This window comes from Sporomusa sp., from assembly GCF_057736855.1.
In genome coordinates, this window is sequence record NZ_JBYKYF010000013.1 from 1 (window position 1) to 23744 (window position 23744).

Annotated in this window: 21 protein-coding genes and 1 other annotated feature; of the genes, 17 read left to right on the forward strand and 4 right to left on the reverse strand. The window is 46.5% G+C overall.

Annotated features, from left to right (window positions below):
- Positions 1-101: 101 nt before the first annotated feature.
- Complete coding sequence (locus AC29Z1_RS01805; RefSeq protein WP_488269744.1) at positions 102-746, reverse strand: C40 family peptidase; 645 nt, start codon at positions 744-746, stop codon at positions 102-104.
- 448 nt (positions 747-1194) lie between these two features.
- Positions 1195-1569: a methylglyoxal synthase gene (locus AC29Z1_RS01810; RefSeq protein WP_488269745.1), complete on the reverse strand. Its 375-nt coding sequence runs from the start codon at positions 1567-1569 to the stop codon at positions 1195-1197.
- A 430-nt stretch (positions 1570-1999) separates the two neighbouring features.
- Positions 2000-2236 (forward strand) — a binding site (T-box leader).
- 65 nt (positions 2237-2301) lie between these two features.
- On the opposite strand from AC29Z1_RS01810, the gene ilvN reads away from it, so the two are divergent.
- From ilvN to AC29Z1_RS01865, 11 genes are all read left to right on the forward strand, one after another.
- Complete coding sequence (gene ilvN, locus AC29Z1_RS01815; RefSeq protein ID WP_488269746.1) at positions 2302-2844, forward strand: acetolactate synthase small subunit; 543 nt, start codon at positions 2302-2304, stop codon at positions 2842-2844.
- Complete coding sequence (gene ilvC / locus AC29Z1_RS01820; RefSeq protein ID WP_488269747.1) at positions 2825-3817, forward strand: ketol-acid reductoisomerase; 993 nt, start codon at positions 2825-2827, stop codon at positions 3815-3817. Before ilvN ends, ilvC begins: the two co-directional genes overlap by 20 nt.
- A gap of 116 nt (positions 3818-3933) precedes the next feature.
- Positions 3934-5478 (forward strand): 2-isopropylmalate synthase, encoded by a 1545-nt coding sequence (locus AC29Z1_RS01825; protein ID WP_488269748.1) that lies wholly within the window; start codon positions 3934-3936, stop codon positions 5476-5478.
- A gap of 5 nt (positions 5479-5483) precedes the next feature.
- Positions 5484-6749, forward strand: coding sequence for a 3-isopropylmalate dehydratase large subunit (gene leuC, locus AC29Z1_RS01830; RefSeq protein WP_488269749.1), 1266 nt, complete (start codon positions 5484-5486; stop codon positions 6747-6749).
- Positions 6749-7249: a 3-isopropylmalate dehydratase small subunit gene (locus tag AC29Z1_RS01835; protein ID WP_488269750.1), complete on the forward strand. Its 501-nt coding sequence runs from the start codon at positions 6749-6751 to the stop codon at positions 7247-7249. Before leuC ends, AC29Z1_RS01835 begins: the two co-directional genes overlap by 1 nt.
- 74 nt (positions 7250-7323) lie before the next feature.
- Positions 7324-8394: a 3-isopropylmalate dehydrogenase gene (gene leuB / locus AC29Z1_RS01840; RefSeq protein ID WP_488269751.1), complete on the forward strand. Its 1071-nt coding sequence runs from the start codon at positions 7324-7326 to the stop codon at positions 8392-8394.
- A gap of 10 nt (positions 8395-8404) precedes the next feature.
- Complete coding sequence (gene ilvB / locus AC29Z1_RS01845) at positions 8405-10069, forward strand: biosynthetic-type acetolactate synthase large subunit (protein ID WP_488269752.1); 1665 nt, start codon at positions 8405-8407, stop codon at positions 10067-10069.
- Positions 10070-10382: 313 nt separating this feature from the next.
- A complete protein-coding gene (locus AC29Z1_RS01850) occupies positions 10383-11324 on the forward strand; it encodes an ABC transporter ATP-binding protein (RefSeq protein WP_488269753.1) in 942 nt (313 codons plus the stop codon).
- Entirely contained in the window at positions 11311-12060 is a 750-nt protein-coding gene (locus tag AC29Z1_RS01855) for an ABC transporter permease (protein WP_488269754.1), read from the forward strand. Before AC29Z1_RS01850 ends, AC29Z1_RS01855 begins: the two co-directional genes overlap by 14 nt.
- 5 nt (positions 12061-12065) lie before the next feature.
- On the forward strand, positions 12066-13394 hold the full coding sequence (locus tag AC29Z1_RS01860; RefSeq protein WP_488269755.1) for a DUF445 domain-containing protein: 1329 nt from the start codon (positions 12066-12068) through the stop codon (positions 13392-13394).
- Complete coding sequence (locus AC29Z1_RS01865) at positions 13391-14650, forward strand: DUF445 domain-containing protein (protein WP_488269756.1); 1260 nt, start codon at positions 13391-13393, stop codon at positions 14648-14650. The genes AC29Z1_RS01860 and AC29Z1_RS01865 overlap by 4 nt, the downstream gene beginning before the upstream one ends.
- A gap of 63 nt (positions 14651-14713) precedes the next feature.
- Here AC29Z1_RS01865 and AC29Z1_RS01870 read toward each other — a convergent pair whose 3' ends face one another.
- Positions 14714-16099 (reverse strand): PhoH family protein, encoded by a 1386-nt coding sequence (locus tag AC29Z1_RS01870; protein ID WP_488269757.1) that lies wholly within the window; start codon positions 16097-16099, stop codon positions 14714-14716.
- Positions 16100-16456: 357 nt separating this feature from the next.
- Between AC29Z1_RS01870 and AC29Z1_RS01875 the strand changes: the two genes are divergently transcribed.
- A complete protein-coding gene (locus AC29Z1_RS01875) occupies positions 16457-17161 on the forward strand; it encodes an NAD(P)-binding domain-containing protein (protein WP_488269758.1) in 705 nt (234 codons plus the stop codon).
- Between the two features lie 53 nt (positions 17162-17214).
- Here the strand turns inward: AC29Z1_RS01875 and AC29Z1_RS01880 are convergent, their stop codons facing one another.
- On the reverse strand, positions 17215-18573 hold the full coding sequence (locus AC29Z1_RS01880; protein ID WP_488269759.1) for an NAD(P)-dependent oxidoreductase: 1359 nt from the start codon (positions 18571-18573) through the stop codon (positions 17215-17217).
- 240 nt (positions 18574-18813) lie between these two features.
- Here AC29Z1_RS01880 and AC29Z1_RS01885 point away from each other — a divergent pair, with 240 nt between their 5' ends.
- The 5 genes from AC29Z1_RS01885 to AC29Z1_RS01905 all read left to right on the forward strand — a co-directional run.
- Complete coding sequence (locus tag AC29Z1_RS01885; protein WP_488269760.1) at positions 18814-20073, forward strand: MFS transporter; 1260 nt, start codon at positions 18814-18816, stop codon at positions 20071-20073.
- Between the two features lie 106 nt (positions 20074-20179).
- The gene (locus AC29Z1_RS01890) at positions 20180-20911 is read left to right on the forward strand and encodes a cache domain-containing protein (RefSeq protein ID WP_488269761.1); all 732 of its coding nucleotides are present in this window, start codon (positions 20180-20182) and stop codon (positions 20909-20911) included.
- Positions 20912-20918: 7 nt separating this feature from the next.
- Positions 20919-22163 carry a methyl-accepting chemotaxis protein gene (locus tag AC29Z1_RS01895; RefSeq protein ID WP_488269762.1) on the forward strand — a complete coding sequence of 415 codons (1245 nt, stop codon included), beginning with the start codon at positions 20919-20921 and terminating at the stop codon, positions 22161-22163.
- A 149-nt stretch (positions 22164-22312) separates the two neighbouring features.
- Positions 22313-22588: a hypothetical protein gene (locus AC29Z1_RS01900; protein ID WP_488269763.1), complete on the forward strand. Its 276-nt coding sequence runs from the start codon at positions 22313-22315 to the stop codon at positions 22586-22588.
- 401 nt (positions 22589-22989) lie between these two features.
- Positions 22990-23744: ABC transporter ATP-binding protein (locus AC29Z1_RS01905; protein WP_488269764.1), on the forward strand; the 755-nt coding region annotated here is incomplete at its 3' end.

Sequence of the window (23744 nt, forward strand, 5' to 3'; positions counted from 1 at the left end):
AAAAGAGGCGTGTCACAAGACGTTTTTTCCATAAACGTTTTGCGACACGCCCTTTGTCTACAATCTGGAACTGTGTAAACACACAGCTCTTAAGTGCATGGCTAGTTATAGCGACGTGCGCCAATATAATGATCAGCATAATACGTTTCGGACAGAGAGTTAATGGTTACCTTTTTGGCTGCCGAACTGGCGTGAATGAATTTGTCATCTCCCATATAAAAACCTACATGGGATGCCCCTGGTTTATAGGTTGTAAAGAACACTAAATCACCAACTTGCAAGTCGGATTTATTGATGGCAACCCCTTTATTAAATTGCTCGGCGGCTGTCCGAGGAATGGAAATGCCACTTTCTTTCATTACATATTGTGTGAAACCTGAGCAGTCCCAACCGTCAGGAGTTGTGCCTCCCCAGACATAAGGAACTCCCATATATTTCTGGGCGTTTTGGACAATTTCGGCTCCTTTGGTATTGTTAGCCGGGGTTGTTTTAGCGCCGGAAACTGCTCCTAGTACAGAAGAAATATTATTGGAATTGCTACTGCTGTTGTCTGTATTACCCAAAAATTTTCCTAGAAGAAGTGCCAGCAGAATGTTTAATAACCCGCTGGAACTGCTACTGCTGTGTTGCGTAGATGTTGTAGGATTTATAACCGCAGCCGCCTGAGCAGGCGCTACCGGAATAAACAGTGTAGTAAAAACAGTGAAGAGAAGAACTGCGGCTATTTGATGTGTATAACGTTTCATATTCGCGCCTCCTTGTCTTAATATTTAAACTTAGCTGTTCGTTATCTCAACTCGGAGGAGCTGGGATATTGAACAGGTTAGTCAGCGAATACATCATGTGCTGATACTAATCTATAATAACATAGTAAAGTTTTTATGTAAACAGAAATTATTGGATATAAACATAAACAGGCCGCTTTGCATCAATTTCTTTGGGAAAGTTGAACGCTTGTGCTGGTTATAGTGTAGTCGGCATTAGCCCATCCCGGAATGTCGCAACAGAAGCATTATTGTTTTACGTAAGTTAAATGTACATATAAATTTGGAATGAAAGAAAACCTCAGCATGTAAATTAACCCTTAAGTGTTACACGCTGAGGTTTTTTTACTATCAAATCATTTTTTTTTGCAGCAGAGTTAACGGCTGTTAGGATTAAGGATAGATGTTGTTGGTTCTCAGCATCGTATTATTAACAATCTAAGCATTGTAACACGAAGCTGGCTGTTGCAACATTAGTAGCAACAGGCACGTTATGTACATCGCAGACTCTTAATAGGGCAGTAATATCTGGTTCATGCGGTTGAGCAGTTAAAGGGTCGCGCAGGAAGATGACGGCATCGACTTGTTTACAGGCTATACAAGCGCCAATCTGCTGATCGCCGCCAAGTGGACCAGATAAATAGGTGGTAACCGGGAGTCCGGCATTTTCCTGTATGATTTTACCGGTAGTAGCGGTAGCAATTAAGTTGCAGAGAGCCAGCTTTTGCTTGTTTGCTAAGACAAAGGATAACATTTCTTCTTTTTTGCGATCATGCGCTATTAAAGCGACGGTTTTTTTCACCATATCATCACCTCGGTAACTGTAATATAAACCTATAATACCAATATATATATTGCGAGGCAAATATGTATTGGTATAAGCTCGACTTTGGGTATAAGAAGCTAGTTATGAGATAAAGAGTACCTGACTTGATTTACCGGGTCTGGATGCTTACCATCATTACGGTGATAGGTTGTAATTTTGTTGTGTAAAAAAATAAAAAAAGCTATTGACAAAATACAATAGTATTGGCATAATGTATACAAGATTTACATTTTGCGTAAGGAAGTGCGTCTAGGGTTCCGCTGGTTGACAGGACTGGGCCGAGCGACGCAGAGCACAATGGGTTATTGTGCTACACCGTGAGGATAAAAGACTCTGCGGAAAGTTTCTTACTTTTACAAGTGAGAATTTTTGTGCAGAGTATTTTTATAACCTTTTTTGGAACATAGTGATAACAGCGATGATTGGGAGCAAGCTTAACATCCTGCTCAGAGAGCCGGTGGCTGGTGTGAACCGGTGCAGTGATCTAAGCAGTCTCGCCCAGGAGTTCTTTTGTTGAAGTGTGATTTGTATCCATACAAAGCACATTAGACAATTGCGGTTCCGGCCGTTACCCCGGTAGCCATGAATACAAGCATGGTGAAAAGAGCCCAAAGTAGGGTGGTACCGCGCGTTTAGCGCCCCTATGGACAGATGATCTATCTGTCCATAGGGGCGTTTTACATTTCTATACATTTTTGAGAGGGGAGATAAATGGAGGTGGAAAGTGTGCAGTTAAACGTCCTTTCCGTATTGGTACACAATCAACCCGGGGTATTGGTCCGCGTGGCAGGTATGTTTTCGCGGCGGGGCTTTAACATCGACAGTTTGACTGTAGGTGTAACTCAGGACCCTGAATATTCGCGGATAACGGTAGCTGTCCGCGGTAACCATGCATTTATTGACCAAGTCAAAAAACAAATTGAAAAGCTGGTAGAAGTAGTAGCTGTGCAAATTTTACCGCCTGACCACTCTGTCTTTAGGGGGATGGCGCTCATTAAGGTTAAAGCAGGCGATAACCGCGCCGAAATTCTTAAACTGGCTGAAGTGTTTCGGGCCAATGTGATTGATATCTCAGGCAGCACTATTACGCTAGAAGTCACTGGCGAAGAAAGTAAAATCCATGCACTAACCGAAGTGTTGGCCCCTTACGGACTTTTGGAAACCATCCAGACCGGCCTTGTAGCGCTGGAACGGGGTGAAAATACAATTTATCAATATGAGGAGAGAAAAGAGTATGAGCAAAATGTATTATGAGCATGATGCCCGCTGGGAACTTATCCAAGGAAAAACAGTTGCGATTATTGGTTATGGCAGTCAAGGTCATGCGCATGCGCTTAACCTGAAAGATAGCGGAATTAAAGTTATTGTTGGTCTGCATGAAGGCAGCAAATCGGCAGCCAAGGCCCGGGAAGATGGTCTAACGGTTACCGATGTGGCTCAGGCAGTAGCAAACGCTGATATCACTATGGTTCTTATTCCGGATGAAAAACAAGCTACAGTATATGCTGAACAAATTGCTCCGAATCTCAAGCCTGGTTCTGCCTTAGCGTTTGCTCATGGTTTTAATATTCATTTCAATCAGATTGTTCCCCCTGCCAATGTGGATGTATTTATGGTTGCCCCAAAAGGACCAGGCCATTTGGTGCGCCGGGTATTTACCGAAGGTAAGGGAGTTCCCTGTCTTATGGCTGTACACCAAGATTATACCGGCAGTGCCCAGGATTTGGCTTTGGCGTATGCTAAAGGGATTGGCGGCGCGCGGGCCGGGGTATTTGTTACCACCTTTAAAAACGAAACCGAATCCGATCTTTTTGGTGAACAAGCCGTTTTGTGTGGCGGGGTAACGGAATTGATTAAAGCAGGTTTTGATACATTGGTGGAAGCCGGTTATGAGCCTGAAATAGCCTATTTTGAGTGTTTACATGAAATGAAGTTGATTGTTGACTTGATGTATGAAGGCGGCATGTCTAAAATGCGCCATTCGATTAGTGATACTGCCGAATATGGTGATTATGTAACAGGTTCGCGGATTATTACGGAAGAAACCCGCGCTGAAATGAGACGGATATTAGCTGAAATTCAAAATGGTACTTTTGCCCGTAACTGGATCTTGGAAAACCAAGCTAACCGTCCAATGTTTAATGCTAAACGCCGTCAGGAAGCAAACCACAAGATTGAGATAGTAGGTAAAGAACTGCGGCAAATGATGTCCTGGTTACAAAAATAAATAATTTCGTTTGGTAGGTCTTTTGAGGGGGGATTCGCCTCCCCCCTTATTCACAAATAGTTAACTAGAACTGTTTTTGGGTGAATCGATCATCAATGAAAGCGAGGTAATGTAGCATGGAAACTCGGAAAATTCAGATATTTGACACGACTCTCCGTGATGGCGAGCAGACGCCGGGAGTCAGTTTACAAACAGAGGAAAAGGTGGAAATTGCGTTAGCGCTAGCCAAGCTTAAGGTTGATGTCATAGAAGCTGGGTTTCCAGTTGCTTCACCTGGCGATTTCGAGGCTGTGAGCCAGATTGCCCGTCGGGTCAAAGGCCCGGTTATTGCCGCTCTAGCTCGTGCAAATGACAAAGACATTGAAACTGCGTATAAAGCCGTAAGAAAGGCCGAAAGGCCAAGAATTCATACTTTTATTGCCACTAGTGACATACATCTGGAACACAAACTCAAGCTGACAAGAGCACAGCTTTTGGAGCAGGCCGAACAGGCTGTGCGGTATGCCAAAAGCCTGGTAGCTGACGTTGAATTTTCAGCCGAAGACGCCTCTCGGTCTGACTGGGACTTCCTGTGTCAGGTATACGAGCGGGTCATTGCTGCTGGTGCTACTGTTATTAATGTTCCCGATACGGTGGGTTATACCACGCCTGCAGAATTCGGTGCACTGATTACCTATATACGTGAGCATGTTTCCAATATTGATCAAGCCATTATCAGTGTGCACTGCCATAATGATCTTGGTATGGCTGTGGCTAACTCTTTGGCAGCGGTAGCTGCTGGTGCTGGGCAGGTGGAATGTACCATAAATGGTCTGGGGGAACGGGCAGGCAATGCGGCGATGGAAGAAGTGGTTATGGCGCTTACTACCCGTCACGAATACTATCGTGCCCAGACCAATATTAATACTCGGCAGATTTACCGGACATCCCGTCTGGTCAGTACGTTGACGGGAATAGCTGTGCCGCCCAATAAGGCAGTGGTGGGTGATAATGCGTTTGCTCATGAATCAGGCATTCATCAGCATGGGGTCATGAATAATCCGCTGACCTATGAAATTATGAATCCCGAATCGGTGGGTATCAGCCGTAACACTATTGTTTTGGGCAAACATTCCGGACGTCACGCCTTTGAGGAGCGCCTGCAGCATCTGGGTTATGAGCTTGATGTTGACACCATTAACCATCTGTTTGCTAAGTTTAAGGAGCTTGCTGATCGCAAGAAAATGGTATTTGATAAAGACATTGAAGCCCTAATTGCGGAAAAAGCTGCTGTCCGACCGGAATGGTATACTTTGGAATATCATCATGTTGTTAGTGGCAACAAGACAGTGGCTACTGCCTCGGTACAGCTTAGGACCAGCGCGGGTATCAGGGAAGCTGCTAGCTGCGGTGAAGGTCCGGTTGATGCGGTATTTAAAGCCATTGAACAGGCAGTTGGTTTTTCTATCGGCCTGCATGATTACCAGCTCAAAGCCGTGACTGGCGGCGAAGACGCGCTAGGAGAAGCCACTGTATGGATTGAGCGGGATGGCCAGACCTTTAATGGCCGGGGTCTTTCTACTGATGTAATTGAGGCAAGTGCCAAAGCATATGTCAATGCAATCAACAAAATGCTGGCTGTGTGCGGTTTTCCCGACGTGCAGCAAGTAGCCGGGAGGTAATATAAATGGTTAGACCGATGACTATGACCGAAAAAATCTTTGCCGCGCATGCTGGCTTGCCGGAGGTAGTGCCAGGTCAACTTATCAAAGCCAAGCTGGACTTGGTGTTGGGTAATGATATCACTGCGCCGCCAGCTATCAAGGAATTTGAGCAAATTAGCGACAAGGTTTTTGATAAAGATAAAATTGTGCTGGTGCCTGATCACTTTACACCGAACAAAGACATAAAGTCAGCCGAAATGGCTAAAACCGTGCGCGAATTTGCCAAAAAGCATAATATTACTCACTACTTTGAAGTAGGACGTATGGGAATTGAACATGTATTGTTGCCAGAACAAGGATTGGTGGCTCCAGGAGAGATTATTATTGGTGCCGATTCCCATACCTGCACCTATGGTGCGGTTGGGGCCTTTGCTACCGGTGTCGGTTCCACCGATATGGCGTGTGCAATGGCTACTGGTGAGACTTGGTTTAAAGTACCGGCAAGCATTAAGGTAGAGCTGACGGGCAAATTAGGCAAATGGGTAGCAGGCAAAGATGTAATCTTAAAGCTGATTGGGATGATCGGGGTGGATGGTGCTCGCTATCAGTCCCTGGAGTTTACGGGTGAGGGTCTAGCCTCCCTGACAATGACTGATAGGCTGACAATTGCTAATATGGCGATTGAGGCTGGGGCTAAAAATGGTATTTTTCCGGTTGACGCTGTCACCGAGCAATATCTGTCAGGAAGGGTGAAACGATCGTATACGCCGGTAGCTTCTGACCCTGATGCCGAATATGTCCGGACAGTTTCCATTGATTTAAGCCAGCTTACACCACTAGTAGCATTGCCGCATTTGCCGGAAAATGTACGCCCAGTAAGTGATATGGAGCCTACCCCAATACACCAGGTGGTTATCGGTTCCTGTACCAATGGACGCATTGAAGATTTGGCCCAGGCTGCAGCTATTATGGACGGACGGCAGGTGCATAAAGATGTTCGGGCCATTATTATTCCCGGTAGCCAGCAAGTATATTTGGAAGCCGTAAAATTGGGCTATATTGAAATCTTTATCAAGGCTGGCGCCGTTGTCAGCACACCGACCTGTGGTCCTTGCCTGGGCGGGCATATGGGGATACTGGCTAAAGGCGAACGGGCGGTAGCCACGACCAACCGGAATTTCCGCGGACGGATGGGGCATGTTGATAGTGAAGTATATCTAGCCGGTCCGGCGGTAGCGGCAGCAAGTGCCGTATTAGGGCGAATTGCCGGGCCAGAGGAGGTAGCATAATGAAGTTTACCGGAAAAGTATGGCGTTATGGCGATAATGTGGATACCGATGTAATTATTCCGGCCAGATATTTGAATACGACAGATATGAAAGAGCTGGCTGCTCATGCCATGGAAGATATAGATCCCACCTTTGCCGGCAATGTAGCTCAAGGTGACATAATTGTGGCAGGCAAGAATTTTGGCTGTGGCTCATCCCGGGAACATGCGCCCGGTGCGCTTAAAGCTGCAGGTATTGCTTGTGTAGTAGCTGAGAGTTTTGCTCGCATTTTTTACCGTAATGCTATTAATATTGGTCTGCCGCTCATTGAATTGGGGGAAGGCGAAATTAATATCAAAGCCGGAGACACACTGGCAGTAGATTTAAATGCCGGGGTTGCCGAAAATATCAGTACAGGTGAAACATTTAATATACCAGCACTGCCTGGATTTATCCAAGACATTGCGCAGGCAGGTGGTCTGATTGCCTATACTAAACAGCATTTGAGAAATAAAAAATAAGTAGAGATTTGCTATAGCTTGTTTTTTAAGTAGTATAGCAGTTTCTCTTCCCGCTATGGGTTTGGGAGGGTATCATGAACAAACATATTGTAGTCATTCCCGGTGACGGTATTGGTGTTGAAATTACCGCCGCAGCGCTGTGTGTAGCGCAGGCGGCGGCGGAAAAATGCGGTTTTAGTTTTACTCATGAAATCAAGCTTGCCGGTGGCGCTGCTATTGATGCGTTTGGGGTGCCGTTGCCTGAAGATACGGTAGCGGCGTGCCGTAAGGCTGACGGTGTTTTGCTAGGGGCTGTCGGCGGACCTAAATGGGATCAGGTAGCGCCTGAGCTGAGAGCCGAGAAGGCCATATTAGGACTGCGCAAGGAACTTGGACTTTATGCAAATTTGCGGCCAATTAAAGTGTTTCCGGCCCTGGCCAGTCAGTCGCCGTTAAAACCGGAAATTGTCAATAACGTAGATATTCTCATAGTTCGTGAACTTACTGGCGGGATTTATTTTGGCGCCCGCCAAGAGGCGGCTGTGCTGGATGGCATGGAACAGGCTTGGGACAACGAAATGTATAGTCGGCCGGAGATTGAGCGTATTGTGCGAATGGCCTGCCGGGCTGCTCTTGGGCGAAGGGGCAAAGTTGTGTCTGTGGATAAGGCCAATGTCTTGGCAAGCTCGCGTCTGTGGCGCAAAGTGGCTGCCGAGGTGGCAAGCGATTTTGCCCAAGTGGAGTTACAGCATATGTATGTAGACAATTGTGCGATGCAATTGGTGCTTAATCCGGGCAGTTTTGATGTCGTTGTTACTAGTAATCTGTTTGGTGATATTTTAAGTGATGAGGCGGCAGTATTATCAGGTTCTATTGGCTTATTGCCGTCAGCCAGCTTAGGGGATGGAACCGGACTGTATGAACCGATCCATGGTTCCGCGCCTGATATTGCTGGTAAGGGGATTGCCAATCCGCTTGGAACAATTCTGTCGGCTGCCTTGTTGTTTAGGTATTCATTTAATCATGAACAGGCAGCGGCCATGATTGAAAAAGCGGTTGCCCAAGTGCTTGCTGACGGCTATCGTACAGCCGATATTTATCAGCAAGGGTTTACGAAGGTATCTACTGATGAAATGTGTCAACATGTAATCGACAGATTGGGGTGATGCTATGCTCATGACAGGTGCGCAAGCCATTGTTGCATGCTTGGCTAAAGAAGGTGTAGATACGGTATTTGGCTATCCAGGGGGAACCATTTTGCCGCTTTATGACGCACTTTATGGCTCACCTGTCCGACATGTGCTAACTGTACATGAGCAGGGAGCTGCCCATGCTGCCGACGGATATGCCAGAGCCAGCGGTAAGGTTGGTGTATGTATTGCAACTTCTGGTCCGGGAGCTACTAACCTGGTGACAGGACTAGCAGCCGCTTTTATGGACTCTATACCAGTAGTGGCCATTACCGGGCAGGTGCCAACAAGTCTGATTGGTCGTGATGCCTTCCAGGAAATTGATATTACCGGCATTACTATGCCGATTACCAAACATAACTTCCTGGTCAAAGATATCCGCAAACTAACCGAAACGTTGCGCCGGGCTTTTGCCATTGCCCGCTCAGGACGCCCTGGTCCGGTGCTTGTTGATGTTCCGCGTGATGTTCAAAGTGAAATGTACGATTTTGCTGATCTAGATATTGAGTATCAACGGCAGTCGCTAATCAGGCAGTCGCCAGACTTACCGGAACTTATCACTAAAGCAGCGGCGGCTATCAGTGCAGCTGAGCGCCCGGTTATTATTGCTGGCGGTGGCTGCATTAGTGCCAATGCTACGCCTGCGCTAATCCGGCTTTCTGAGCAATGCGCTCTGCCGGTAGTCACTACCTTAATGGGAATTGGCGCCATGCCAGGTACTCATCCTCATCTTCTGGGCATGACTGGTTTGCATGGTCTAAAAGCCGCCAATCATGCGGTTCAGAATGCTGATGTGCTGATTGTTATCGGCAGCCGGTTTAATGACCGGGTAACTGGTGACCGTACCAGTTATGCTGCCGGTAAAACCATTATTCACATTGATATCGACCCGGCGGAAGTTCACAAAAATGTAGATGCAACAGTACCGCTGGTTGGAGATATGAATACGATCCTTACAGAAATTTGTCAGGCTGTAACGCCGCGAGAACGAGCCGCTTGGTGGATAACCATCCGCCATTGGCAGGCACTGTATGCCGAAGCTGCCAGACCGACGTTTTCAGCTGACGGAATCATGGGCGAACTCAACCGTCGGCTGGGCGATAAGGCAGTCATCTATGTAACTGACGTCGGTCAGCACCAGATGTGGGCTGCTCAGAAGCTTTTGGTAAATAGCCCGCGGGGATTTTTGACTTCAGGCGGTCTGGGGGCGATGGGCTTTGGTTTACCGGCGGCAGTGGGCGCACAATTGGCAAGGCCGGATAAACGGGTAGTACACATTGTCGGGGATGGTTCGCTGAAAATGACTGGTTGCGAACTGTATACGGTATCTGCAGAACAGCTTCCTATTATTTCAATTGTAATTAACAACCGAAGTTTAGGTATGGTAAGACAACTGCAGTATTGCTTCTATGAGCAGCGTTATTCAGCGTCACTCTTGTCAACGCCGATGGATTTCTCTGCATTTGCTGCCGCTTTTGGCATACCGGCGGCGGTGACTGATACGCAGCAGGAATTTTCTCAGGCACTGGCTGCTGCTTGGGAACGGCCCGGACCGTCGCTAATTGTAGCCAATATTGCTACTAGTGACTTGGTTACACCCATGATTGCGCCCGGTGGGGCATTGGATTCATACGTAAATTTTGATAAATAAACACTGCCCCTGCACGCAGGGGCGGTTGTTTATTTACAGAGATGGGTGTTAGGCATCCTGATGCTAAGGACCTAGAGGCTGTCAAAGCTGTGTGTACTGAAATGAAAAATCAATTGTTACAGAAACAGTGAGGTGATAGTGGTTTGCGGAGAGAGAGATTATGTTTAAATTCACATTCCCTTTTACCGGAATCATTACCAAGGCGATTTCCACAGCGAGTAGTGTCTGGGTGTGTTGAATATTATGATGAATTTCTTGAGAAGCAGTGGTATTATTAGACTGATACCACTGCTTTTTTTGAAAGGATGATACTATGAATCGAGCCGTAGTTCGGGCCGAACACCTTGGCAAAACCTATGGCGACTTTCGGGCGCTAAAAGGCATCTCGTTTAGTATCATGGCTGGCGAGTGTTACGGCTTTCTCGGACATAACGGCGCAGGCAAAACTACGACCATGCGCATGATTTACGGTATGTCTACGGTAGAAGAGGGGCAGTTATGGCTATTTGATCAGGTCATTCACCTGACGCCACCGGCGATTAAAGCGAGGTTGGGTGTAGTGCCACAAGAAGACAATTTGGATAAAGAATTAACGGTTATTGAAAATCTTGAGGCCTACGGTGTGGTCTTTGGCCTGAGCCGGGCCGAGGCCCGGGAGCGGGGCAAAGAATTGCTCCGATTTATGGGGCTTGAGGATAAGGAAAACAGTGATATTGAAAGTTTGTCAGGCGGTTTGAAACGGCGGTTGGTTATTGCCAGGGCACTTGTGAATCACCCAGAAATTGTAATTCTGGACGAGCCAACTACCGGCCTAGATCCGCAGGCCAGGCATCTGGTGTGGCAAAAGCTCCGAAGTCTTAAGGCCAGTGGTGTGACGTTAATTTTAACAACTCATTATATGGAAGAAGCTGTACAACTTTGTGACCGCTTGGTTATCATGCATGAAGGTACTATCTTGGCCGAAGGCAGTCCACGGTATCTCATCGAAACACATGTTTTACCTTATGCGATTGAGGTGCATATGCCGTTGGCCAATTTACCGGATGGAATAGAGGAGAAGGTAACGGCCTGGGGTGGACAAGTCATCCGGGTTGTGGATGCCCTCTTTTTCTATGCACCAGACGGGGAGGCGCTGTGGCACAGCCTGGAAGGTTGGGGACTGCCAAAACATGTTTGTCTGTTACGGCCATCTGGTCTGGAAGATGTATTCTTAAAGCTGACTGGGACGGGGGAGAACGCTAATGGTAATTCTTAGGATTTTTACCCGTCATATGTTAGTATTTAGAAAAGTATGGTTTAGTAATGTTATGTACAATTTTATTGAACCTTTTCTCTACCTTACCGCCATGGGGTACGGACTGGGGAGCTTTGTCCGGGATATCGAAGGCTTAGCGTATATTCAATTTATTGCACCAGGTATGGTAGCTTCTTCGGCGATGTTTGCCGCCTCGTTTGAATGTACTTATGGAAGTTTTATCAGACTGCATTATCAAAAAACCTTTCATACTATGCTGGCCGGTCCGGTTACTGTCCGCGATATTGTTATTGGTGATATTTTGTACGGCACCTTCAAGAGCCTGGTGTTCGGGGTAGTAATTTTGTTAGTTATTGCTGCCTTAGGGCAAGTTCAGTCATGGTGGGCATTACTGGTTCCTGTATTTTTAGTTATTCCGGGGCTGGCATTTTCCCTGTTAGCCATTTGCTATACTGGACTGATTGAAACCATTGATAAATTTAACTATTATATAACCTTGTTTTTAACACCGGCATATCTTTTTTCGGGCGTATTTTTTCCCATCAGTTCTATGCCCGGCTGGGCTCAGGTAGTCGCTTGGTTCAATCCGATATTCCACAGCGTGGAGGTATGCCGGGCAATGGTTTTGGGAAATAGTAATCCCAGCCTGTTGGTACATACCGGGGTGCTGGCGCTTATGGTGGTTATATTAACGCCGCTGGCTGTAAAACTAATTTCTAAACGGTTGATTGTGTAAAGTTTTTGGGACAACCAGGCGTTAGTACTGATGGCAAAACCGACTGTGGTATCATTTTGCTGCTTTTCAAAGCGGCTGCAAAGGACGGGGATAGTTTGCGTATTGATAATCGCAGTAAAGCAGGCTTGACTCTGGCTGCTGCCGCTGCCGGGTTTTGCCTGAGTTATCCGTGGCAACATAGTTTTTGGGGTGGGCTGGTACACAGCGGCTTTAGTGCTGCTATGGTTGGTGGCCTGGCTGACTGGTATGCAGTAACAGCTTTATTTCGTCAGCCGCTAGGTATTCCTTTCCGGACGGCCATTATCCCCAAAAATCGTGAACGCATTTTTGCGGCTATTGTTAGCATGATAGAAGAAGAGATTGTTACGGCTGCCAACATTAAAGAGACATTGGCTAAGGCCGGACTGTCCCGGATGCTGATGAACTATGCAAGCCGGCCTGAGATAAGGCAGCAATTGCAAGGGGTAGCTGAGGGCGTATTTCAAGAAGTGGTTGCCGGTATTCATGCGGCGAAACTGTCAGCGGCACTGGACAACCTGCTGACAGAGCACCAAGAGCAGTTGCGGCTGGCACCGCTGGCCGGTCAGGCTTTGCGCTGGTCGATAGAGAATGGTTTCGCAGATACATGCATAGATTTTCTTATTACAGAAAGTAAACGTTTGCTTGGTGAGCCGTATATCACTAACGTAATTGCCGATATATATACTAGCGCGCTGAATTCCTATGCCGCAAGGAATAGTGAGCGCAAACTGGTTAGGTGGATATTGCAGGAACTGTTGGCGCTTAATCCAGTAAATGTTGCCGGCATGATTCAGAAAAAAATCGGGGAGTTATTAACCCGAATGTACGAATATAATCATCCGCTGCGACAACGTTTGCGCGACTGGGCAGTAACTATTGCCGACGATTTGCAGACAGATTCGCCGCTAGCCGCAATGGCGGAAGCAGAGCTTCGCCCGCTGGTGGCAAGGCTGGTTGGACAGCTGGCCGAGATGCCGGCTTCTCAGCCAGAGTTGATTTTAGGCAGCAGTAAGTGGGCAGTTAGGCAGGCGACGAAACTAGCAGAAGAGTACTTAGGCAATCCTGAGCGGCAACTTGCTTTTGACAGTTATCTAGCTGAACGGATCAGCAGTTGGGTTGGTGAAAATCATGGCGAAATTGGGCAGGTTGTCCGTACTTACTTGGAGAGTTTTAGCAATGATGATCTGGTGCTCTATATCGAAGATAAAGTTAAGGATGATTTGCAAATGATACGGATTAATGGATCAATTGTCGGTGGCTTTGTCGGCATGGTATTGTTTTTGATTGCTTATATTGCAGGAGTGACACCATGAGACCGGATAAACGGCGGGCCAACATAATACTGGCTGTAGCCGCCGGCTTGTTTGTTATTGCACTGGTGCTAAAGTATTGTTATCCCGCAAATAAACTGGCAGCGGCGTTTTTAATCATAACCGAAGCCAGCTTAGCTGGTGGTGTTGCCGACTGGTTTGCTGTCACGGCTTTATTTCGTAAGCCGCTGGGTTTTCCTTATCACACCGCACTTGTTCCCCGCAACCGCGAACGAATCATTATAGCATTAACGCAGGCGATTGAGCAGGATTTTTTTAATAAACAGTCAATTAAAGACCGGATTAGTCGAGCCGATATTTTGGATAAATTTATGCAATATGCTGGAAAACATACCAGTAAGGAACGGGTCAAACTCATTCTGGATACATTGATTTTAGAATTGGCGCAGATGATTGATGCGGAGAGTGTTGGCAGATACGCTGAACGTCTGCTTAAAATGATTGTTAGGCGACAGTCAGTTGCTCCCCAGGCGGCTGCGTTGCTTCGCGGGATGTTACAAGGAAAAAAAGGGGAAGAGTTTTACTTGGCAGTGGTTAATGAACTTGCCGGTATCGTGCGAGAGGAAAAAACAAAGGATGCTATCTATAATTACTTAAAACAGTTGAAAAAAAGCACTGTTCGCAAAAACTGGTTGGCGTCACTGATTACTGGTGTGCTGGAAGGGTTGGACGGCATTAACCTGGATGATGCCGCAACTGCGCTGCATCTGGAACTTATCCGAACAATGGATGAAGCTGCCAAACCGGATCATCCGCTGCGCCAATGGTTTCAGACGGAACTTGCGAAGATCGCCGGAAATTTGGAAACAACAAAATGGGCGGTCATGATTGATGACTGGAAAAATGATCAGCTTGACAGGCTTTCTTTGGCTGAGCCACTAACTGTCTTGACGCAGGCGGTACTGGCTGCCTGTAAGCAGCCTTCGGTGTATCGGGATTCGGTTGTTGATTGGCTTTCCGGCCAACTGGAAAGGTATTGGCAGAGGTTTAAAGACAGTGCCGCTTTACAGAGCCAGGCTGAGTTATATTTAAAAACCTTGCTGATTAACATCATGGATAAGGAGCATTCCATTGTTGGTCAAGTGGCTGGCAGTGCATTGCGTAAGTTGTCTGATGAAGAGCTTATCGGGTTTATTGAGAATAAGGCTGGCGAAGATCTTGATTGGATTCGGATTAATGGGGTAATTGTTGGTGGATTAATTGGCCTGGTATTAGCTATGTTTAAGTATTTAATATAGTTATCTGAACAACGAAATCCCGCACCTAAAGCAGGGCGGGATTTCGTTGTTGCCGCATTATCTTTATAATCGCTGAGACGCCTCAGCGGCGAGGGGAGAGCGTTCACATTCATCATGCTCTAAGGTTACCTGGAAACACAGTTTACTGCCTTTCATTTTTTCGGCAGCATAGACCAGACCATTAGTGCGGCTGTCGAGAAACGGGTGATCGATTTGTTCGGGGTCTCCTAAGAGAATGATTTTGGTGCCTAGACCGGGGCGGGTAATAACTCCTTTGGCTTGCCGAGGTGTAGAGTTTTGCATTTCATCCAAAATAACCCAGTATTTTTGAAGTGAGCGTCCACGCTGGTAAGCCAATGCTTCGGTCTGGATAATGTGTTTATCAAATAGCATTTGTACCGTATCTCTGACTTGTTCAAATTCTTTAGGCTCGGTCATATTATGACTTGAGAGGAGGGTAAATAAGTTGTCGCGAATTGCGCGCATGTAGGGGTCTATCTTATCTTGTTCCGACCCGGGGAGAAAGCCAAGATCTTCATCCATTGGTACATTCGGGCGACAAATTAATATATGACGGTAAGCGCGGGGGCGGCAATCCAGATAGTTGTAGAGACCGACAGCCAGAGAATAAAAGGTTTTAGCCGTTCCAGCAGGACCTTTAATAATAACAAGCGGCGCTTCTTCCGCGCTAAGCATTAGGCACTCCTGCATGAATACCTGCCCGACATTGCGCGCAAAAACACCGAAGGGGTTGCGACTGCGGTATTTGAGATGTACAACTTTTTGACCGTCAAAACGCCCGAGGGCGGTATGGCGGTCATTTTCGGTGGAACGGATTAGCAAAAATTGATTGGTTACCAGCTCGATGGGGACCAGCGTATGGGTGACTTTATCAAAGGTTTTCAGCTTAGCGGGGTCCAAATAATTACCGTCATCTTGATGAAAGTTATCGATTACTTCTGATGAGGTATATACTATGGCGCGTCCAGTGTACTGTTCTTCCATGCTGGCAACTTTTTCATTACGGAAATCTTCGGCTTGAATGCCTAATATAGCGGCTTTAACCCGCATGTTAGTGTCTCTGCTGACTAAAACGGTTGGTAAATTATCTTCCGCCAGTCCTTTACATATTTGCAGAATCCGGTTGTCAGGCTTCAGTTTGTCCCAGTGTGGCGGCATCTGGGTATCCAGGTGATTGGCTTCAATGCGTACAAGCCCGCCTTGAGGATTAATTGGAACGCCTGTTAGCAAATTACCTCGCATTCTGAATTGGTCAATCATCCGGCTGACCAGGCGGCTGTTGGCACCTCGTTCACTGGTTTCGGATTTAAACCGGTCAAGCTCCTCTAGTACTACTTCGGGAATGATTACTATGTGTTCATTAAAAGCAGTAATTGCATAGGGAGAGTGTAATAACACATTGCTATCTAACACATAATATTTAATCAAAAAACAATCCCCCTTCTTTATCCGATGCTTAACCTGCTCGGCTTTCGGCTTTGAAAGCCAGCCGATACCTAATGGGGATAGGTGAACGCTTCCATCCCTTGGGTAATACCAACGCTAAAGCGGACTTCATATTTCCTATAAAATGCAGGTGGTTCAAGGAAGTATGGCTGTGTATTAAATTGTACTGGTGGTTAGGCAATAGTATGTTAGCCTTTTGCCGATTATTTCCGACGTGAATCCCCAACCGGGGAGTTGTGCACCACCTATTGCTCCCAGGCATATATTACATAGAGCTTCTTGTATTGTTTTACAATACTGTTGAATGGGTAACCTGATAGACGAGGTGGCTAACAGCGAATGAAAGAAATCGGCTTAATTGGTGTAGGGCGTATGGGCAAGGTTCTGTCGAGTAAATTGGTTAATCATGTCAAGCTAAAGATTTTTGATCGTGATGAAAGCCGATTGCAGGCCGTGGCAACAGAGCTGGGCGTTCCTACTGCCAACAGTCTGGAAGAGCTGGCTGAACTGAGCACAATTATTTTGGTAGTGCCTGATAGAGAGGTCATACATTTAATTAAAGACTTTAACCAGATGGAACGAAGCATTACTGTTATTAATGTTGCAACTAATGTTGCAAGGCATGTACTGGCAGCAACTGCTTTACCTCAAGTCAAATGTATTGGGGCAAAGTTTATTGGGCAAGCAAGAGAAATAGCGATGGGGGCTGAGCCTGTGATTATTGTTGATGATCGGCCCGCCGAACTTGTCGCGTTGGTGGAAGAAATTTTTTCGCCGGTGGGTAAAATTATTATTGGCAATGCCGATGTCGTTACCTACATAAACACACAAGCAGCTGAGAAGGCTTTGACGGCTGCGGTGTTGATTGAGGAAACATTGCGTTGTCAGCCTTATGCGAACTCGGATGTAATAAAAAGTGCCATTAGCCAAGTAGCGGCTGGAGTACTTAAGGCCTATGCGAATGATGATTTGGGGCCGTTTGCCCGTGAAATTGTCAGAGCCATCAGGGCTAAGCTCCGAAAATCGCAAGGCTTAGAAAAATAGAAAAGACAGCAAGGCTGCTATATCCTGAGAGGATACTAACAGCCTTGTTTTATTTAACCTCCGCAATCTTCCAGTAATTTTTTGGCTTCTACATATAGGGCAATGCCTTGAGCTACCTTTTTAGCCTCCTTCATAGCAAGGACGACGGTTGCCGGTTCATGTACCACGTCACCGCCGGCAAATACTCCACGCCGGGTAGACATGCCATAAGGTCGGTCTTTGGTGATAATATAGCCTTTTTCATTGACTTGTATGCCAGTCGTGGTAGAGACAATGCGCGCGGCTGGACGCTGACCGATAGCGATAATTACTTTGTCGGCTGTGATGGTTTCAAACCGACCTGTTCCGTGAATATTTTTTTCGTCATCGATTTCCATGACCTCATACTCTAGTCCAGTCAGCTTGGTTTGGCCCAGAAATTGTGTAGTGTTGGCCAGCCAAATGAATTTGACACCCTCGGCGCGTGCCTGTTGATATTCTGAGGGTAGGGCGGTAATTTCTTTTTCGGTACGATGGTAGATAATAGTAGGTCTTGCCCCTAGGCGAAGGGCGGTACGGGCAGCATCCATAGCTACGTTACCAGCACCAATGATCAATACCTTATCGCCAAGACTTACAGGAATTTCTTGGGGACTAACATTGCCAGCTTTGGCTAAGGCCACCATTTGTAAAAAGTAGGTGGCTTGCAGGACTCCAGGAAGATCTTTGCCAGGAACGTCAAGGGTACGAGGCAAGGCGGTACCTGTGCCGATAAAAATCGCGTCATAGTTCTGTGCAAACAGGTCATCAATAGTAATGTCAACCCCTACAAGGGTTTCGGTATTGAATTTGATACCAAGGCGTTCAATACGTTTAATTTCTCGTCTGACAACATCTTTTTTTAACCGAAAATCAGGAATTCCATACATTAATACGCCGCCAGGCTCGGCTTGTGCTTCAAAAACAGTTACTTCATAACCAGCTTTGGCTAGATCACCTGCTACTGTCAGGCCGGCAGGCCCGGAGCCGATAACGGCTACTTTGCCAATATACCTGCTTGGTAAGGTATATGAGGTCAATTCCATTTCGGCATCAAAATCGGCAATAAATTGTTCCAGTTTACCAATGCGGATGGGCTTGCCCTTTTTTCCAAGCACGCAGGCTCCTTCGCATTGTTTTTCATGTGGACATACTCTGCCGCATACCGCCGGCAGGTTGCTGCGGCGGGCAATGATACTACTGGCTTCTCCCACATTGCCTTTGGCCAAAGCAGCGATAAATTGCGGAATCTCGTTCTCAATAGGACAGCCTGTTCGGCAGAGCGGGTTTTTGCAGTTTAGACACCGCTTGGCTTCCGCAATTGCCTCATGCGGGCTAAAGGTATCATCAGGTTCAGTAGAAAGAGCATGTGGTTTGTGTGTGTTATTAGTCATGAGGCATTGTTCCTCCTATGTTTGTTAGTGTTGATACTTATTAGTCAATTTATACAAGTTTCTACTAGACCTGGGACGAGGAGTCTGTCCATTAACCGGTGTCAGTACGGTGATGCATAATTTTATACAGGCTGAAGCCAGTTTGGTATAGTGTCAGTATTGCAGGCTTAACCTAGTACCGGTTGACTATGGTTATGTTCTGAAATACACTATAAATGCTTAGAATAAAGAGGTGGGGAAATGACAAGCTTATCTATGGAGACCTTTCGGGCACTTAGACACCGGAATTTCCGGTTATTTTACTTTGGGCATGGGTTGTCGCTAATCGGTACTTGGATGCAGCGGACGGCTACCGTTTGGCTGGTATATCGTTTAACACAGTCACCCGAAGTGTTGGGTAATGTTGACTTTACTGGTCAAATCGCCGGTGTGATACTAATTCCTATTGCTGGGGTGTTGCTGGACCGCTGGAATCGATACCGGGTAATTATTTGGACACAAATATTAAGTATGGTACAGGCACTGTTATTGGCAGGATTGGTATTTAGCGGCACCGTAGCTGTTTGGCATATTGCTGTACTCAATGCATTTTTAGGAATTATTAACTCGTTTGATATGCCTGCCAGACAGGCATTTATTTCGCAAATTGTTGAGGACAAGAATGATTTGGCGAATGCTATTGCCCTCAATTCTGCCATGTTTAATAGTGCCAGGATTGTCGGCCCATCGGTGGCCGGTCTGGCCATTGCGGTGTTTGGCGAAGGCTTATGTTATTTGTTTAATGGTTTAAGTTATATTGCTATTATCGGGGCACTGCTGGCGATGAAGATTACAGTGACGCAGACGGCTGCCAGGACTTCCAGCCATATTATAAATGACTTACAAGAAGGCTTGGCATATACGTATAATTCGCTGCCCATCCGGATGGTGTTATTGTTATTGGCTTTGATGAGTCTAGTGGGATTTCCCGTATTGCCGCTGATGCCGATGTTTGCCGGGGAAGTGCTAGGTGGCGGTCCTGATACGCTGGGATGGCTTATGGCAGCATTTGGTGGCGGGGCGCTTGTGGGCACTATTTTCTTGGCATCGCGTCCAGGTGTTATGGGGATTGAAAAGGTAATTGCCACGACTTCACTGATCTTTTCCTTTGGGCTAATGGCATTTTCACTGTCGGTAAAGCTTGAATTTTCGCTGGTTATTGCCTTTGTTATGGGTTTTGGCATCATTGCGCAGATGGCTTCCACCAATACCATTATTCAAACCCTGGTAGATGAGGATAAGCGAGGCCGGGTAATGAGTCTGTATGTATTATCTTTCGGTGGTATAGCCCCTATCGGTAGCCTGTTGGCCGGCCATGTAGCCGGTATTATCGGGACTTCATATACTTTCTTGTTTGGAGGAATATTAGCAATGGCTGGTGCACTGACATTTGTTCGGAAACTGCCTGCCTGGCAAATAGCCGCATATAAAGTATATCATAAAAAGGGAATTGTAAAGTAATTTTTTAAAGATAATTGTTTTTAATAACATAGAGGAGTTTCCTAAACTATGGAGAATTAAGTAAAAATTTACTAATGATTGTTTCTGAAAGTTTAGGAGGGGTTCTATGTTCCGGACTATTCAGTGCAAGCAATCCCTTTATATCGGCTGTATCGTCCTGTTAGTTATTGGGTTGCTGCTAAGTGGGAACAGTTATTTTTTTACTCGCTATGCTGATCGTGTTAACCAGGAAGCGGCGGTTCAAGGTGTAGCTGGCTTGCGCTTAGCGCTCGAGGGTTACCGGGAAGCAGCCCATGCAGTAGCAGTAATGTCGGCTAGTCGGCCGGATGTTCTTCAGGCACTAATGACTAAAGATCCTATTGCCGCACAGCAGGCAATTTCCGGTTTGAATACACAGGGGCATGTTACAGCTGTTCAACTGCTGGATAACCAGGGGCGCCTTCTGGCCAGTGAAGGCAGGCCAGTGAATAATCAGACAGCGCTAAAACATATTCAGCAGGGTACAGCCACTACTTATTATGATGCAGTACCGGGCGAGGCCGTTATGACCGTCTCGGTTGCTCCGATTCAAGATAAAGCAGGTAATACCTTAGGAGCTATTGTCGTTAACAGAGGGGTCAATGATGAGGAGTTTGTGGATAATATAAAAGCCATTCATAAGGTGGATGTAACCATTTTTGCTGGCGATGTTCGGGTAGCTACTACTATAATACAGGATGGTAAACGGGCAGTGGGTACTAAACTGGATGGCGAGATTGCCGCGGCAGTCATTGGCAATGGTCAGGCGTTTGCCGGAACTGCCAAAATTTTGGGTATGAATTTATATTACCTATTATGAGCCACTTATGGGTAGTGACCAAAAACCGGTAGGGGTGCTATTTGCGGGAAAATCAGAAACTGAAGCGCTGACTGCGCGTAAAGAGATTCTGGTTATTCTGGGAATAATGGCTTTGCTTGTTCTTATTCTGGGGATTGCCTTTGCTATCTGGACCACACGCAAACTGACCAAGCCCATACTAACGGTAGTATCCCTGATGGAGCGGGCAGGTACTGGTGATTTGACGGTGCAGGCAGACGTAACATCCAATGATGAGATTGGCCGCTTAACAGAAGCTTTTAATACCATGATTGCCAATCAGGGAGCCCTGGTTGCCGCCGTCAGGCGAGCCAGTCAGGAAATCGCCAATGCTTCTGAGCATCTGGCTGCTTCCAGCCAGGAAATGAGTTCAACCGTTACAGAGATGGCGAGCAATATGGTACGGGTGGCTGATAACGCTCAGTCCGGAGAAACGTCAGCCCAGTCAGTTGTAGCGGCGATATCTAATTTAGCTGAGTTAATCACCTTGGCCAAAGAAAGGGCTGTGTCGGCACAAACGACCTCTGCTGTTACTTCCCAGGCGGCTACTTCCGGACAGTCAACCGTAGCTACTACGGCAAAAAGTATAGGTGAAATGCAGGTTAACATTACTGAAATTGAAAGCCTTATTAACCAACTTAACGAATACTCTGGTCAGATTGGCACTATTACTGAAACAATTACCAATATTGCGGCTCAAACCAATCTGTTAGCCCTCAACGCTGCCATCGAGGCCGCTCGCGCCGGGGAAGCCGGACGCGGTTTTGCGGTAGTGGCTGATGAGGTGCGTAAACTGGCCGAACAGTCAAGTCAAGGAGCTCTAGAAGTGTCTAACATTTTGAATAAAATCACTGCTACCATTGTCTCAGCCGTAGCAGCTGCTCAACAAGGCCGGGATCGAATGGGGCAAGTGGTAGAATCCACAGGTTCTGTTCGCGTAGCGTTTGGCAATATTTTGGCGGCTGCCAGCGAAATGGTAGCTGATATTGAACAAATTAAGAAGACAGCCGAGGAAGAAGTGGCTACATCAAGCCAGATTGCGGTACTTATTAACAACATGATGGATGGGTTACAGGAAACCACAGGGCTTAGTAAAGAGGTAGCGAACGGGGCGGAGCAAACGGCAAGTGTCGTGGAAACCGTGGCTGCCAGCGCCGAACAATTGACAAGTATGGCAGTCGAATTAAAAAACATGGTTATGAAGTTTAAGGTAGAGACAGCAAAAAGCCGCTGACGTGTTGAGCGTCAGTGGCTTTTTACGGATACTGGTCATTTTGGATGCAAGTTAAGAATCCGAATATCGGTGGTTTTTTGCAACGGTCTGCCAGTAGCAGTATAAGAAGTGTCTGCATATTATGTAGTAAAAGACAAGGAGGGATTTTGGTGGCTGATACAAAACGACCATATTGGGAAGATCCGGAATTTGACGATTGGGATGATGATGACTGGGATGATGGGCCCTCTGTTAGAAATGATGACCGGCAGCTTATAGTCGGTTTGGGATTTGGCTTTGGTTGTTATCCTCGAAGGTTTTGTTTCCCCAGACAGTTTGGTTGTTTTCCGCGTCAATTTTGCTTCCCGCGGCAGTTTAGCTGTTTTCCTCGCCAGGGTTGTTTCCCGCGGAGAAATTGTTTCCCGCGTCCGTGTTTTCCGATCTAACATAGACCAATATTTATCAAGCTGGCTCCATAAGAGTCGGCTTCATTTTATTATGGAGAAATTAAATATCTTTCCATAAGAGCGAACGATGAAGTTGAACTCGATACTGACAAGCTGAAACAACGAGAGCTTAAGAATCTGAAACTAGGCCAGGGGGGAGGGGTTTAGTCGTATAGCATTCTTGGGAAAAATCTATATAACAGTTGTCATGGCGGCGACAGCCGCTGTCGCATATACAACCTCGGCAGTTGCTTTGAGGTCCATATCTCTGTCCGTGTTTGCAGACTGATTATAATTTAAATATAATAGTTGGCTAATGAATTTTAATACCTATGAACATATTCAGGCAGGACTTAGGCGGGCAGTTGTGGAAGAACATCCTAAATATGAGGAGAGATGCGATGATTCGTATACATGGTTTAGTAAAAAAATTTGGCGAACGGACAGCCGTAGATAATCTGCATCTATGCATTGAACGGGGAGAAACGTTTGGATTACTTGGCCCTAATGGTGCAGGAAAAACGACAACCATAAGAATTCTAACCATGCTTACCCGGCCTACTGCTGGTGATATTAGTATTAACGGCTGGCGGTTGCCACAGGACGAACTGGCTGTAAAGTCAGTTATTGGCGTAGTTCCTCAGCATTTTAACCTTGACAATGATTTGACTGCCAGAGAAAATCTTGATTTGCATGGCCGGTTGCATCATTTGCCGCGGCGTGAGCGGGAAGCGCGTCGGGAAGAACTACTAGAGTATGTGGAATTGGCAGACCGGGGCAATGATATGGTTCATACATTGTCCGGCGGGATGAAACGGCGGCTAATGATTGCGCGGGCGCTGCTGCATAAGCCGCAGGTTCTGTTTCTTGATGAGCCGACAGTAGGACTTGATCCGCAGGTGAGGCGGCGGCTGTGGGATCTCATTCGACAGTTGAATGCTGACGGGTTAACCGTGTTATTAACTACTCACTATATTGAAGAAGCTCAAAACCTTTGCCACCGGGTAGCTATTATGGAAAAAGGACGGTTAATTGCGCTCAATACTCCTCAGGCGCTGTGTGAACGGCTGGGCAGTTATGTTGTCGAATGGACAGAGAGTGAAGGCACACAATACCGCTTTTTTTCCAGCCGGACGGAAGCTGCTGCTTTTGCTGG